This window comes from Pseudobutyrivibrio xylanivorans (genome assembly GCF_010906925.1).
Classification (GTDB): Bacteria; Bacillota; Clostridia; order Lachnospirales; family Lachnospiraceae; genus Pseudobutyrivibrio.
This window is the reverse complement of the sequence record NZ_VTVE01000001.1, coordinates 208,947-223,057: the sequence shown is the minus strand read 5'-3', so window position 1 is coordinate 223,057 and position 14,111 is coordinate 208,947. Positions and strand designations below refer to the sequence as shown.

The following is a 14,111-nucleotide window of genomic DNA, read 5'->3' as shown; positions in this document are numbered from 1 at the left end:
ACTTCACCTCTCATGTTTTTTTGTACTATTCACTCAAACTAAGAAACACTTCCACATCTCCATTGGCCAACATACTCTCCAGCTCCTCTTGCGACGCCTTAAGCTTCCCAAGTTTTGTATATGCCCAAGTGTTTGACCCATAAAAGATAACAATCTGATTCCCATTATAAAGAACAATATCTCCAGGCCCTGTAGTCATCTGTACATCGTCACTTGTTATATCTGCTCCAAGTGAACCCACCTGCTCAAAATCACTATACATCCTCATCTGAATCGTCAAAGAACCCTTTTCATCGATCAGATTTTCAAGGGCTTCAACCGATTCATTATCTTCCCATTCAACGGCTTGATCCACATGATCAATCGAAATGTTAATAATTCCTTTTGATAATTCTTCATTTGCCATTTGCTCATCTCCTATATTTGAAGTAACAACATCTTGCTCCTCACTAGCATCAGCTTTTAGTTCTGAATACACTACAGATGCCTCTTCATTATTATCCTTCCCACATGCAGAAAATAAAGCGCTGCTTATTAAAATAAAAGCACACACACACACATTAACTCTTTTCATTAGAAAATTCTTCATAAAAACCTCCTCTTGTAATAATGGTCCACTAACCCCGTCCCCCTGGTCCATCACCCCTTGATGTAACTATCAATATTCCATTCTAAATACAGCGGAATATTAAATGTTAAGGTTGCCTCGCAAAGATTCTCAGCAATATTTTTCCTAGAAAGTTTTAATCCTTTCTTTGGTTGATACTTTTTACAAAACTGCTTATAACTCTTTGCTTGTGTATTATCTGCAGCTTTTACCTCTACTGGTACAATCTCTCCTTCTTCTTCGTAAATGAAATCTACCTCTGCCGTGTTTCCGGAACGCCAGAAAAATGGAGCTTTCCCTATTGATTTTAATTCATTCAAAACATAGTTTTCTGCAAATGCGCCCTTATATCTAATATATAAGTCAGACTCTTCCAATATCGTATTTACGGATACTTTTGATTTTGCCCGCAGTAATCCAACATCAGACATATATACTTTGAAATAGGTTTTATCAGAGGCTCCTTCTAAAGGTATTTCAGGTTTTTCTACCAACTCGGTCTTAATAAGTAATCCTGCATCCACTAGCCACTGTAAAGCATCCTCCAATTCTGCAGAACGTTTTCCCTCTTTTACATGCGAAAAGATAAATTTATTATTCTCTTTTGCGAGTTGTACTGGAACCGAATCCCAGATCCATCTGATTTTTGGAATATCTGTAAGTGGTGCATGCTTTGAAAAATCATCAGCATAATCATTTAAGATTTCCTTCTGAACCTCTTCGACCTCTTCGTAATCATGGTTTTCGATCCAAGTCTTTACAACTTCTGGCATGCCCCCAACGATATAGTAATTCTTAAGTAATTCCTCCATTTGAGCCGTATATAACTTAGGGATTTCACGATCTGTTGGCCACTCTTTAAAAGTGTCAATCAAATCCGCTTTATCATTTGCAATTATAAATTCCTTAAAACTCATTGGATAAAGCTGTAAGCGGTTTACCTTACCAACGGGGAATGAAATCTGTTTTTTCTTCAGGGCAACTCCCAGTAGTGACCCAGCACATACTATATGCAAATCCCTCATTTGCTCGCAAAAGTATTTTAATGAGGTTATTGCCCTGGTACACTCTTGAATCTCATCAAAGAAAACCAGCGTTTTTCCAGGAATAATCTCTGTCTTAAAATGACGCTCCAACTCCTTTATTATCCTATTCACATCGAAGTCGTAATCGAAAATTGCAGAAAGAGTCTCCTCAGACTCAAAGTTAACATATACATAACTTTCAAAATTACTACGAGCAAACTCATCCACAATATAAGTCTTTCCACATTGTCTTACTCCAGTAAGAATCAACGGCTTCCTTCGTGACTTATCCCTCCATTTTTTCAAATCATTTATTATTTCTCTATACATAACGACATTGCAACTCCTATCTCTTTTGCAATAATTATAACAAAAGTCCTATGACTTTCGCAATTCAATTTGCAAAAACCATAGGACTTTTACTATCTTTTTTTACCATTCCTGGTCCATCACTTAAGCAATTTCTTTATTCTCTTTTCATTCTCTTTTGCAAAAAAACTTAATTCATAAGATCGAATTCTTTCTTTAACCATATTAGGTTCTACGAATCCAATCTTAACAAGCACTGCTAATCGATTAATAACAGTCTTATTTGTAACCCCAAGCTCGCGGCTAACTTCTATAGGTGTGAACTCGCCCTTGTATTTCTTCAACAGCAACAATAGTAGCTCTTTTTCTCCACTAAAATTACACTATTTTTACACTATTTTCCATTGGCTAATAATGGTCCACTAACCCCGTCCCCCTGGTCCATCACTTCCCCTAAATCAACTCCCCACTAAAATGCTGTATCTCGTGCTGTATAATCTGGGCTGTGAATCCTGTGTACTTGCCATGCTGTGGTTTAAAGTTCTGGTCCAGGTAATCCACCTCGATTTCCTTGTATCTCACACATGGACGGACTCCATCTAGCGATAGGCAGCTCTCTTCCGTCTCATACTTCCCACTCTTTGCAGTAATCACAGGATTAACCATGGGAAATATAAATGGCCCGGCAGCTACAACAATAATCTGCTTCTTCACTCCTATCATGTTGGCAGCCATGCCAACACATCTATCCAAATTTGCTTTTAATGTATCCATCAAATCCACAATCACCTGAGCATCCGCCTCTGTGGCTGGCTCAGATTTCTGCTGTAGGAAAAGTGGATCTCTTACTATCTTTTTTACCATCTATAACCTCACTTAATAATTGGCCTCTTCTAATTTCTCTTTCCTCAGCCCCTTCAAAAACTCATCATACGGAACGAACTCCTCCGGATACACGCTCTGCTCCATATCATAAATCTCAGCAACATTAGCATTAAACTGCTCTTCACTCACAAGCTCATCTTCCCACTCATAAGTCAATATATATGGATAATTCTCATCGGCAATCAAATGCTCCCTGTCTGCCTCACTAAGATAGGCAAGTCCAACACCAATTTCCCTAAACTCACCATCTTCCAACTTGGTAATAGTTAATGGGTAGTAATCCATATGCCCAGTATTTGTATAGACAAGCCCACTTCTTTCGATGTACTGTGAACCTAGTCGTGGGAAATTGTAGCTTACCACTTCACCATCGTAATAAGTTGCAATAATCTCTCCACCGGCCTCCATTCCCGTGTCTATAAATAACTCCGGTACATCATCGTCATCTAAATAAATCATTGTTACTTGTAATCCATGATTGCCCGTTTCATCTGGTGCTACATCCTCATTTGTGGTCAGATAATCATAATAAGCCTCACGCCAAGATTCCTCTGTCTCAACGCCCTCGTCTTCTCTTTCTTCTGCCTCATCCGCCTCTTCAGTGCTTTCCTCTACAGTCACTTCTTCCGGCTCTATTGCTGCCTCTTCCTTAGACGCAGTTTTGCATCCAACCAGCATTGATGCCATCAAAACAACTACAATTACTCTCTTTTTCATTTCAAAATCTCCTTTTTCATAAACTCAACTCCCCAACACATAAATGCTGTATCTCATGTATATTTTACCATTCCTAGCAGCTCGCTCCACTCGCAGGTCTGCCCGAGTTCCACAGACCACGGGCTGTCGCCCGCAAGGAAGGATTATAATCGGCTTCGCCGATGGATTACTTTCTTCCTACGTATTTACGTATCTCTATCTTATATTCCTCATCCAGAAATGGACAACATTCCTCTATACTCATAAGCCTAGAACTCTTGGCTCTATTACATGCCTTGCACAGAGGAATAAGGTTTCTAATATCATCTGTGCCACCATGATATTTAGGTATGAAATGATCAATGGTACGTTTATCTACCTCAACTGTTCTTCCGCACTTGGCACAGATGCCACTTGTTTTGGCCCATATTAAATTCTTGAGATTTTCTTTACGTTTTCTTCTTTTCATGTGTTTATAAAAAGTGCTGCAGAGCACGCCCTGCAGCTAATATATAAGAGCGGGCAAGCTTCGCTTCAACCCGCGAATCGAGATTAGGCCTCCATCTCCTGGAGGGATTTTGAGGTATTGTACATAGGCAATTCCTCCTTTCCTAATGTCGATTTCATTATAAGTTAAAAATGAATCCGCAACAACTGATTGTTTTATAAACATAGGTTCATTAACCCATTACATTTGTATCATCTCTGAACTAATACAGACACAAATCTTTGTCTAGAACCCTATTTGTATTTTTTTACCTTTATGGCATCCCAAGAATCCGCTATTGATTGCTTATTGTTATCATCAAATCCATAAGCATCAAGACTACCCCCGCTAGTTACAAATAACGATTGACCATATCCTGCTGCCACATCGTAATAAGTTTTTTCAAATATTTCGGAATTTATATATTTCATTCTAGGCTTATTTTCACCCGTAATTAATACAGTTCCATCACTTTTAACTCCAATAGTATACCAATCTCCAGCAGAAACCCTTACTATATCACTCCAATCTTCAACATCACATTGGCCATACGAATTATCTCCAACCGCTACTACTTTTCCCTCTTTAGTCAAACCAACAGTGTGCCCTTTTCCATGCCTATTCGAACCAACAGCTGTTTCGCCACCACCACTGGCACTAATTGAAACTACATCTTTCCATAATTCTTTTTCTGATATATATTCACTCTCTTGACTCTTGCTTACACCAGAAAATAAGAGCTCCCCTCCATTTGTCAGCCCTACTGCAAAACGCCACCCTGCATCAATATCAACTACAAAATAATCATCCCAATCTGCGATATCACATTGTTTATCATCATTATGCCCTTCCGCTTCAACTTTTCCATCAGAGTATAAAGCAACTGCAAATTGCTCTCCTGTAGCGACATCTATGCAACCTGTATTTCTATCAAATTTTATTTTAGAACCATTATCATATGTTCCTGCGGTATAAAGATTTTTATCTTCATCTATTGCAATAATTATTTTTCCATAAGTATCAACACTTACTAAATTTTCCCAATCCGTAGTTTTTGAAAAATCCGAATTATCTTTATCTGTATATAAAAGTTTTCCCCCTGACGTTATAGCAACACTATTTATGACTCCTCCTGCAACAGTTCTATTTAAATCCATTCTCCTTAAGTAATCTTCACATTTTTTAATATATGAACTTGCATCTTGATAATCCTCAATATCTATGAATTTACTTAAAGCTAATTGATAATTTCCGTCGTTAAAGTCCGTTATAGCAGATATATATAATTCATCCTTTTTAGAATCAATCATTTTTATATCTATTTGAGTCAAATACAACTTTGAATCCGAATAATCAATAATAGATTCAAATTCCTCCTTTGCTTCTTCATATTGACCATCATCAAACAATGATACTGCTATCGAATACTTCATCTCATTCTTTTTTGAATTAATATCAGTATCCTCTGATTTAATTTCATTTAAATACCCTAACGCAATATCATAGTTCTGATTCAAAATTTCTGCCTCTGCTTTTTGGATATTATCTAAATTAAATGATTTTTGAGCCATTTCTTGCGAGTTACTATAACTATCAAGTTTCTCAAAAATTATATATGCTTCATCATATCTTTGCTTATCAAATAATTGTTTAGCCTGATTATAATCAGCATTATTCCTCAGTTGCACTACTAATCCCGCAATAAAAAAGACAGCAAATAACACCACTAATATAATAATATATCTAAAAATAGGCTTTACGATTTTTAGCATCATTTTATCTATGCATCCTTTTCTTCTACACATTTTTCTTGAGGTATAACAGAATTATCTTCTGCATTACATACTACAATTTGAGGCTTCTTTACATAATCACTTCCTATGTAAAGAATGCCTAAAAGTAAATTAATAATAGTAACTACAATAATTATAATTAATACATTACTATGTAATTCTTCTATTTTTGCACCTATAAGATAACAATAAAACCCGCCGCTAATAAGTGCAACTATTCCTCCAAAAAAACATATAGCTCTTTCAATTAGTTTATTTTTATGATAACCCTCAAGTTCCTTTTTCAAAATATAGCAGTTCAAGGCGACAGCATACAACAATAATAATGTATCTATATGCGGAATATAAGAAAAAAAACTATTTTTAAACTTTTCTGCTGTCCATTTAAATACTGCAACCAAAAAAGGTAATACCGCTGTTAAAGTGGTACTTAATGTCCACTTCAACATATCAAGTTTTTTCTGTTCAGTAAGCGTCTCTCCAAAAATAAATTTTCCGATATCAAATCTTTTGAAATTTTTTAAACTCATCATTCTATCCTCTTTTTTAATCATACAAATATATTAGCGTAAAGGTAATTGCCCCCATTTCATATTTATTACTTATTACAACATCTCAAGCATATGGGACCTAACACCATTGAATTTTTATTACAATATGTAATATTTCTGTAATGGGGTCAGACACTAATGTTCTTATTATATTCCTCGAGTTATAAAAATGATTTTTTAGGACCATTTAAATAAGACTCAATACTATTAATTATTTTTTTCAATCGATTTTCAATGTTAATATCCTCACAATATTTAAGAATTTGAATCAAATATGAGCGATATCCACAAAGATAGAATCTTACGTCTATAGCACTATTAAAAGTCTTATCTATTTTAGCCTTTTGAAAGGTGTTATTAATACATTTCAAACATTTTTCGATATCCTTTTCTTTTTCTACTAGCTTAAGAGCAAACAACATGGTTCTAATTGGTTTAAGTTTTTTTCTTGATAAATGAATGGATTTTCCCACAACTATCCCGTTCATGACAATTGAATCGGACATATTTATTGTTTTGTCTTCATTTATATTAAATCCACGGCTGCCAAGTATCTTTCTTATTCCTCTGTAAAAGTCTTTTCTCATCACAGTATTATCGTCAGAAGAAAAAAGCAAATCATCTGCATATCTTGTATAAACAACCTTTCTTTTATTGCAATACTTTTCTATTCTTATGTCCAATTCACGAAATACTATATTTGAGACAGCAGGTGCTATAGGTGTTCCTTGCGCCAGCGTTCCATTGTATAAAAAAATCTCTTTTAACCTTTCTATTATATAATCCCTATCTTTACATTCTTTTAAAATAAACCCAAAAGCATTTTCAATATGTTCGCTTTTAATTGAATCAAAAAATGATGAAATGTCGATTCTCATATAATGCCTGTTTTTATATTTGTTTAAATGCGGTACTAAGTAATCATAATAACTTCTCTTTTTAACAAAACCGTAGGCTGCATCTGATATATAGATTCTATCCAAATATTGCTTTTTCAAATTATTATGAATACGATATAACTCCGATGTTTTATCAATATTATAGATTAATCTTGTACCATTTTTCTTTGGTATTTCTACTGATTGTTTATAGTATTTATTTTTTGCCAAGAAACTAACATAACTCTTTAATTCCAAATCAGTTTTTACCCCTATTCTATTGTAAAAATCCTCTTTATCCTGTATATTCCATCCATTCATACCATTATTATCTCCCATAAAAAAAGGCTTCACAATTGAAGCCTTTACAAATGAGTACCTCTTCATTTTCGCTACGCGAACGTAACAATACGTTAACAAAGTATCTCTTTAACATACTTTTGTTAAAATAATAAACGTTCAAATTAGCCAATACTCTTTCTCGGTTTATTATACATAGTTTAAGTTTGTCAGACTCAAACAGATAAAACAACGAGACTTCGACTATTATGTACACTTAAGTCAAATCATTACTACTCATTCGTATTTACGATATTTTACCATACCAGCTATAAGGTTTACAATATCTTTGAGTTCAGGAAATAACTTAAAAATCTCCTTAACTTTTTTATCAGAATCGTCATTATATTCTTTTAGCCATTCCCGAATAATCCAACTCATATATCTATCAATCCACTCCGTTTTTGTACCTATTGAATATCTAGTTATAAAATCATATGTATCATCATCCACAAATTTCGTCTTGTTTTCAAATGGTTTTTTTAGAATGTCTAGCTTACCCTGATATAGACAACGTAGCACACATAACTTTTTAGCATCTGAATAAGCCTCCAAATTATTATGCACTTCATTATATTTTTGTGAATCATCACTTTTAATCCATTCCATAAAAGCATTGTAAGAATTCTGGTTAATCAACAACCCTTCAACTGTTGTTTTCAATGGATAAACTTGATATTGGAGGCAATAATTTTTTATATTATCAATCAAAATATCAAAATTTCTATCTGTTATAATGAATTCTTCTTGTGTCACTGGGTAAAGCCTTTCTAATTCAATGTTAATTTTACTTCTAAGATTTGTAGTATTAGTTCTAAACTTTCCCGGATAATAAAATTTTTCCCTCAAGTTTATGTCTTCACTTTTTAATGGGTTAACAGTTTCATTGTTATTATTTTGCTTAAACTTTTTCTTTGACTCCGCATAAACAATAATTTTATCCATATCAACAAGCACAAAATATGGAATTGCCTTATTCTTTCCTTTTGACAAAATAGCTCTAGTTGCCGAATCATCAGAATTAGTTGAAAAAAAGGAAACTTCTTCTAATACTGGAAAAAGTGTCCTTAAAGCTTTATTGTAGAACAGCTGCATTTCACTAGTACCTTCTACAAAAACAACTGCATTAGAGAAAAATGGGACCGTTTCGTTATCTCCAATCGGCCATTTAGCGGACTCGAATGGGAACTTATAACCCTCCACTTGTGCATAACCTTCTTCGTTATATATTTTATAAAAAGTTGCCTTTCGGTTGTAGTTAAGTAGGTTAGCTAAAAAATGTGGAGAATGTGTAACTACCATATACTGCATTTTTCGCTTACTTATAAAATATTCGGCCAATCTGTCTATATACGGTGGATGTAAACTTATTTCTGGTTCATCTATAAGCAAACATACTTCTTTGTATGATACATCTGTTAGCTCAGTTAACAGTCTTATATATAAAGCCAAATATTTTAACGAGTTAATGCCATATGAATAATAATTAAATTTTTCATCATCATATATAAATTGCTCTCCTCCCAAACTTGATATGAGTGCATTTTTATATTTCGCTTTATAATCATTTTGTTTGATGTCAATTTTTTCTTCATTAAGTGCCTTCAAGAGCTTTTCATATGTTTTAGAAAATCTATCGCCATATATATTTTTAAATACATCAACTATCTGTGTTTTTTTCGCATCATCATCGTCGTACATACTTATAGCTATTTCACTAACAATATCCCATATATTGCTCCATGAATCAGCGGTTATTTCCTTTGCATCGATAAAATATATAGGAAATACTGATAATATTTTTTTCACCGCATATACATTGTTTATAGGCGACCATTCTATCAGTCCATTTTTATATTGAGTAAGTCCTATTACTAATTTCCTATTTACAGTAATGAAATCCCTATATACTTTTAAAGAATCTTTAAATATATCATTATTCGACTGTAACGAAATATCAAAAACTATTTCAATTGATGCTTTTTGAATAAATGGGTTTTTGTTATCTATTACTTTTTCAATAGTATTCGGATTATTAGCAATACTATAAAAATAACTAATAGCCTTCATCACAGAGCTTTTTCCTGATCCATTTTTCCCTAATAAACAGGTCACACCATCATCTGCAAAACTAATGCTTACCTTTTTCAATGATTTAAAATTGTTAATACTTACTTTTTCTATACCCAACTCATGTCTCCTAATTAGATTAACGTATATACGAATTATACTCTTGCGGTTTTATTCTGTCACCCCTTCAGTAATTTTAAATATATCTAATAATTGCTTTCAGCGTCGAACTCATCCTCATGGGCTGCAATGTATGCAATTGTTTGGCCATCTATCCCTGAATTATATTGCATCCAGTAAACAGCTAATGTTTCATAAGCAATTTTCGCCTCAGCGTACTGATTCTTACATATTTCTATTATGCGCTCCTCATCTGTAACATTAGCTTCTTTCGGTACAATGTTTAAATATTTATCAACATCCAAAAAACATATCTTAAAATACTTGAATTGCCTTCCTATAAACGAATATAAAATCTCGCGGTAACTATATCCGTTAGTTGATACAGGTCGTACTTTTTCATAGAAAGAGCTATTCTTCTTTTCAAGTAAATCATAGTTTATCTGAAGATTTAAGAATATATATTGAATAACGTCTTTTACTTCACTACTTACATTATTTTTACTTTGTGCTACTTGTAAGCATTCCCAATTCTCGCATTCTTTAGAAGCAAAAAGAAGCCAAACTCTACTCTCATTATCAATAGTAGATCGATATTTCGCTTGTATTTCATTCCTATCTTCATAAGTGTTGAATGAGAATTCTTGCTTAAGAAACTTTGATACATCAGTATATTTTTTTCTCGTTTTATTTTTATATGGCTCGCGCAATTTCATCTGCTCTCTTACCCCCACTTTATCCAAAAATCTGACTATAAAGCACGTATTAAGTTTTATCCATTTCAAACAAAACCCATCATCCAGCAATCAAATAAATATTCTCTTTATCGAAGCATATTTCTGTAGTCTTATCGTATATCTGAATCATATCTTCCATCTTTTGCATAAACACTCCAGTATTTGGATTGCTAACCTCTGAAAAAGACTCTATTACTTCATTGCTAATTCCTAATGCATTTGTTTTAAGTTTACCTCCAGCTTCCTGTAAGAATTCATCAACCTGACCTTCTTTGATCTTTGGAATACTTCCGATAAACTTTCCCATAACATCACTAGCGGCACCAAGACCTTTTAAAACATTTGATTCTAAAGAACCCTTTGATAATTTCTCCAAAAAAACAGAACAATCACTAAATAATTCTCTATACTCATCAGTGTTTTTTCTGACTTCGCTGATAGATGCTTCGATATTTTCTTCTTTAAAATTTCCACTCAGCATTATCTCTACCAATGAAGCCAAAGAAAATGTATACAATGATAATCTATAGTACTTAAATTTTTTCAGTAAATCTCTTAATGCATTGCTTACTTGCCCTTGTGCAATTACAAACTTTTTGGAATTCAACGTCTCAGCAACTTTTTTTTGAAAAGAAATCATATTCTTTCTCGCTGTCCTCTGAATATCAAGAACCATCTTATGATTGCTGGCAATATAATGCTCATTATCCCAATTATATTTATACTTACTAATAATTGTATTTAGTGTCACTACATCCGCTTCAATTTCAGACTCCTTTTCAATCTGAAGAAATGAAAGAATCTGCTTCTCCATATCTGCGATATTTCCTAATTCTTTTTCAATAGAAAAAAGAGCTATAGACATCATAATCATAGCGGGATTTGCATTCATAACTATAGTATTTGTTGTTGAAATTGGATCTGCATTGGAAAGTTGCGCAAATTTTGATTTTCCCTCAGCCGTTTTAAGTGCGCCCCAGAAATTACCATTTTGGGCAGCCTTTAAAGTATCCCCAACACTTTTATTTGCAAGCCGATACAAACCACTCATATCCATCGTTGTGGTATTAGTAATTGTATTCAATGCTGGAATTAAAGTTGAAACAGCTGCGCCAAGTGTAGAAAGTTGAGCTATAGGCACAGCAATACTTCTATCTTTTGGAATCTCTTCAGTTCTGACATCTAACAACAATTGTTCTGTTATAGTTGATATTTCTTTTTTATCATTTATTAATTCGTTAGAATGTATAGACATAAATTTCTACCACCAATAATCCATCTTACTAATCAATCCCAGTTTCTTCTTTTAATACAGGAATATAAACCTGCTTCAAAGGAATAATATCCTGATATTTATCATCTAACTTATCATAATAACGTAGAACCAAATCTACCAACTCAGAACCATTGATTCCCCTTATAATTGGATGCTGTTCCAAATATGCCTTGGCATTAAGTGTGTAATCAGATAGTGTTACAAAAACACCATAATCACCTTCGCTCATTGCTCCACGCAAGGATTGTATAGTAGTCTCTTTAATATCACCATCAATGCTCTTAACCTGTACGCAAATACGAGGCGGAAACTCATCCTTGTAGGCAACGATATCAATCCCACTATCTCCACCTTGTTTAGACACCTTTGTTCTATAGCCCATAGCATTCAAAAGATTTGCTACAAAGTGTTCGAAATCGTATCCCTTAAGTTTCTTGCTAAGCTCTTTTAAAACAAAGTCTTTGGTAATCTCCTGAATGTCATCAGCAGTTGCTCCTATAGACTCATCAATTGTAGTATCAAGCATAGCTTTTTTCCCATCTAATGCAGCTAAGAATTCATCTGCATAATTCTTAACCTGGAAGAAAGTTAAAGCTGAACCAACTTCATACAACGCCCCCTGTGAGAAATCAGTACGCGGAAAACTCTTTAACCATTTTACCTTACGTCTATTTGTGTACTGTACTTCTGAATCATCGTAATAATAATCACTCTCAATAATTCCAATATTAATCTTGCGATCAGCCTTAGAAGGATATACTACATAATCACCGACTTGAACCTCATAGACAAATCTATACAGCATACCTACACATGTAGCAACAGAACCTGGTGTAGCATCTGGGTACACTCTTGCATACGTCAACTTAATGGTATCACGGCTGTCACCAGCAAGTTTAATATCGCCTATTTCTTCCCAGCCAATACCTATAATTCCATTTGGAACAAATAAATCATCTCTTAATGTATGGATTCCCCATACTACTTTTCCTTCTGCCATAATCTTCTCCTTAATTTCTATCCACTAATCGGAACATTAATCCTTGCTTTTGCCACGCAAACACCATGTTTAACAATATAACATTCAGTATAATGTGGGCCTTTGTATCTAGAATGTTCGGTGTGGGATGACCGTCCCTTTACAATTTGACCTCTTATATCATCTCTTCGCTCTGCTTCATCACCCACGTTTCTCACCTTCCAATATATATCATAGGGCTGCGGACAATCTGTGGACATAATCATAAACTCCAAGCTTTTATCTATCTTCAAGAAACCATCATCTTTAATAATTTTTGAAAGCAAGTTCGTTCTCCAGCCATCTTGCTTCACTTCGCAATCAATCCTAAGATTATAAACAATGTCCACAGGGAATTTATCTTTTATAAACTCTTCCGTATTCTTGTAATTACTCAAGTTATACGCTCTAACTGCTTTATCAGATTTTGGAAAATCACATCCCAATATTTCACTAAGCGCTTCATTTAAGTTATCATCACTTGATTCTTTGAGTTTTTCATAAGCTATCTGAGCTTTTTTTACGAACTTTCCATTTCCTTTATCCGAAACATGTTGATTGCTCCCCAACGCAAACCAATAACTCTGATTGGATTTTTCATCCTTTAAGAACCCAAACAGATTTAAAAGCATCTCTCTGTAGTCGTAATAGGTAGCACCTTCAAACAAATCATTTTTTTCAAAGAATTCTGCAACTAGCGAATCAATTAGTAATCCACTAAAAGAAAAACCAATATTGTTTTTCCAGGCTCTCAAAATACCTGCAAAATCTCGAAATGCACCATTAGATGAATCATCATAATCATCACATGCAGCTTGTTCCAATAACGGCTTCGTAACCTTCCAGCTCCCACCATCATGAGTATCTGGGTAAATAAATGAACTTGCGTCATTTATAAAAGCAGGAACAAGTTCAACCGTGTATGCATCAAACTCAATTACAACGACCTGACCATCTCCACTTATATCAGTCTTGGGATATCGTTCTTTTAAAACATTTTTCACTTCCTGCAGTAACTGAGACTGACCGCCGCTCTCATACCCATTATATTTGTCATAAACATCGTCTGGTAGAACAAAAAGTAAATCGAGATCACTACTTCCCTTTATAGCTGTTTTTCTTCCTACAGATCCGACAATATACATATGCTCGGTCTCTTCTCCGGAAATATCATAGTATTCTTTATTGAGCTTTTTGGATATCTCCCTAGCTGTAGTCCTCATTGCACTATCATCCAGCTTTATATTTTTACAAAACTCTTTAAAATCACTACTAAGTGACAACAACACCCTCTCCCTTCAAATTAATTACCACTATTCA

14 protein-coding genes are annotated in these 14,111 nt (G+C 34.1%); all 14 read right to left on the bottom strand.

The annotated features are described in order from the left end of the window. Nucleotides 1–25: 25 nt before the first annotated feature. The 14 genes from F0Q01_RS01055 to F0Q01_RS00990 all read right to left on the bottom strand — a co-directional run bounded on the left by F0Q01_RS01055 (nucleotide 26) and on the right by F0Q01_RS00990 (nucleotide 14,074). On the bottom strand, nucleotides 26–589 hold the full coding sequence (locus tag F0Q01_RS01055; RefSeq protein WP_090485281.1) for a cyclophilin-like fold protein: 564 nt from the start codon (nucleotides 587–589) through the stop codon (nucleotides 26–28). A gap of 50 nt (nucleotides 590–639) precedes the next feature. Then, on the bottom strand, nucleotides 640–1,962 hold the full coding sequence (locus F0Q01_RS01050) for an ATP-binding protein (RefSeq protein ID WP_090155866.1): 1,323 nt from the start codon (nucleotides 1,960–1,962) through the stop codon (nucleotides 640–642). Between the two features lie 119 nt (nucleotides 1,963–2,081). Further along, nucleotides 2,082–2,285: a hypothetical protein gene (locus F0Q01_RS01045; protein WP_090485278.1), complete on the bottom strand. Its 204-nt coding sequence runs from the start codon at nucleotides 2,283–2,285 to the stop codon at nucleotides 2,082–2,084. A 109-nt stretch (nucleotides 2,286–2,394) separates the two neighbouring features. Further along, complete coding sequence (locus F0Q01_RS01040; RefSeq protein WP_090485275.1) at nucleotides 2,395–2,805, bottom strand: peptide deformylase; 411 nt, start codon at nucleotides 2,803–2,805, stop codon at nucleotides 2,395–2,397. A gap of 12 nt (nucleotides 2,806–2,817) precedes the next feature. Then, nucleotides 2,818–3,543 carry a hypothetical protein gene (locus F0Q01_RS01035; protein WP_090485272.1) on the bottom strand — a complete coding sequence of 242 codons (726 nt, stop codon included), beginning with the start codon at nucleotides 3,541–3,543 and terminating at the stop codon, nucleotides 2,818–2,820. Nucleotides 3,544–3,709: 166 nt separating this feature from the next. Beyond that, a complete protein-coding gene (locus F0Q01_RS01030; RefSeq protein ID WP_090485269.1) occupies nucleotides 3,710–3,991 on the bottom strand; it encodes an HNH endonuclease in 282 nt (93 codons plus the stop codon). 272 nt (nucleotides 3,992–4,263) lie between these two features. After that, complete coding sequence (locus F0Q01_RS01025) at nucleotides 4,264–5,814, bottom strand: hypothetical protein (RefSeq protein ID WP_143096629.1); 1,551 nt, start codon at nucleotides 5,812–5,814, stop codon at nucleotides 4,264–4,266. Then, nucleotides 5,790–6,356: a hypothetical protein gene (locus F0Q01_RS01020; RefSeq protein ID WP_143096628.1), complete on the bottom strand. Its 567-nt coding sequence runs from the start codon at nucleotides 6,354–6,356 to the stop codon at nucleotides 5,790–5,792. The genes F0Q01_RS01025 and F0Q01_RS01020 overlap by 25 nt, the downstream gene beginning before the upstream one ends. Before the next feature lie 158 nt (nucleotides 6,357–6,514). Next, the gene (locus tag F0Q01_RS01015) at nucleotides 6,515–7,570 is read right to left on the bottom strand and encodes a reverse transcriptase family protein (protein ID WP_163927093.1); all 1,056 of its coding nucleotides are present in this window, start codon (nucleotides 7,568–7,570) and stop codon (nucleotides 6,515–6,517) included. Nucleotides 7,571–7,807: 237 nt separating this feature from the next. Next, nucleotides 7,808–9,760, bottom strand: a complete 1,953-nt coding sequence (locus F0Q01_RS01010; RefSeq protein WP_163927091.1) for a retron Eco8 family effector endonuclease — start codon at nucleotides 9,758–9,760, stop codon at nucleotides 7,808–7,810. An 86-nt stretch (nucleotides 9,761–9,846) separates the two neighbouring features. Next, nucleotides 9,847–10,503: a hypothetical protein gene (locus F0Q01_RS01005; protein WP_163927089.1), complete on the bottom strand. Its 657-nt coding sequence runs from the start codon at nucleotides 10,501–10,503 to the stop codon at nucleotides 9,847–9,849. A gap of 52 nt (nucleotides 10,504–10,555) precedes the next feature. Further along, nucleotides 10,556–11,752 (bottom strand): hypothetical protein, encoded by a 1,197-nt coding sequence (locus F0Q01_RS01000; RefSeq protein ID WP_090485247.1) that lies wholly within the window; start codon nucleotides 11,750–11,752, stop codon nucleotides 10,556–10,558. 28 nt (nucleotides 11,753–11,780) lie between these two features. Further along, nucleotides 11,781–12,773, bottom strand: a complete 993-nt coding sequence (locus tag F0Q01_RS00995) for a restriction endonuclease (RefSeq protein ID WP_090485244.1) — start codon at nucleotides 12,771–12,773, stop codon at nucleotides 11,781–11,783. Between the two features lie 17 nt (nucleotides 12,774–12,790). Next, nucleotides 12,791–14,074, bottom strand: a complete 1,284-nt coding sequence (locus F0Q01_RS00990; protein WP_090485242.1) for a nucleotide-binding domain-containing protein — start codon at nucleotides 14,072–14,074, stop codon at nucleotides 12,791–12,793. Nucleotides 14,075–14,111 lie beyond the last annotated feature (37 nt).

Bases quoted from the DNA above. Each gene is read 5' to 3' on its own strand.
- F0Q01_RS01025 (WP_143096629.1), bottom strand. From the start codon at position 5,814: ATGTGTAGAAGAAAAGGATGCATAGATAAAATGATGCTAAAAATCGTA.
- F0Q01_RS01030 (WP_090485269.1), bottom strand. From the start codon at position 3,991: ATGAAAAGAAGAAAACGTAAAGAAAATCTCAAGAATTTAATATGGGCC.
- F0Q01_RS01000 (WP_090485247.1), bottom strand. From the start codon at position 11,752: ATGTCTATACATTCTAACGAATTAATAAATGATAAAAAAGAAATATCA.
- F0Q01_RS01040 (WP_090485275.1), bottom strand. From the start codon at position 2,805: ATGGTAAAAAAGATAGTAAGAGATCCACTTTTCCTACAGCAGAAATCT.
- F0Q01_RS01020 (WP_143096628.1), bottom strand. From the start codon at position 6,356: ATGATTAAAAAAGAGGATAGAATGATGAGTTTAAAAAATTTCAAAAGA.
- F0Q01_RS01015 (WP_163927093.1), bottom strand. From the start codon at position 7,570: ATGGGAGATAATAATGGTATGAATGGATGGAATATACAGGATAAAGAG.
- F0Q01_RS01055 (WP_090485281.1), bottom strand. From the start codon at position 589: ATGAAGAATTTTCTAATGAAAAGAGTTAATGTGTGTGTGTGTGCTTTT.
- F0Q01_RS00995 (WP_090485244.1), bottom strand. From the start codon at position 12,773: ATGGCAGAAGGAAAAGTAGTATGGGGAATCCATACATTAAGAGATGAT.
- F0Q01_RS01050 (WP_090155866.1), bottom strand. From the start codon at position 1,962: ATGTATAGAGAAATAATAAATGATTTGAAAAAATGGAGGGATAAGTCA.
- F0Q01_RS01035 (WP_090485272.1), bottom strand. From the start codon at position 3,543: ATGAAAAAGAGAGTAATTGTAGTTGTTTTGATGGCATCAATGCTGGTT.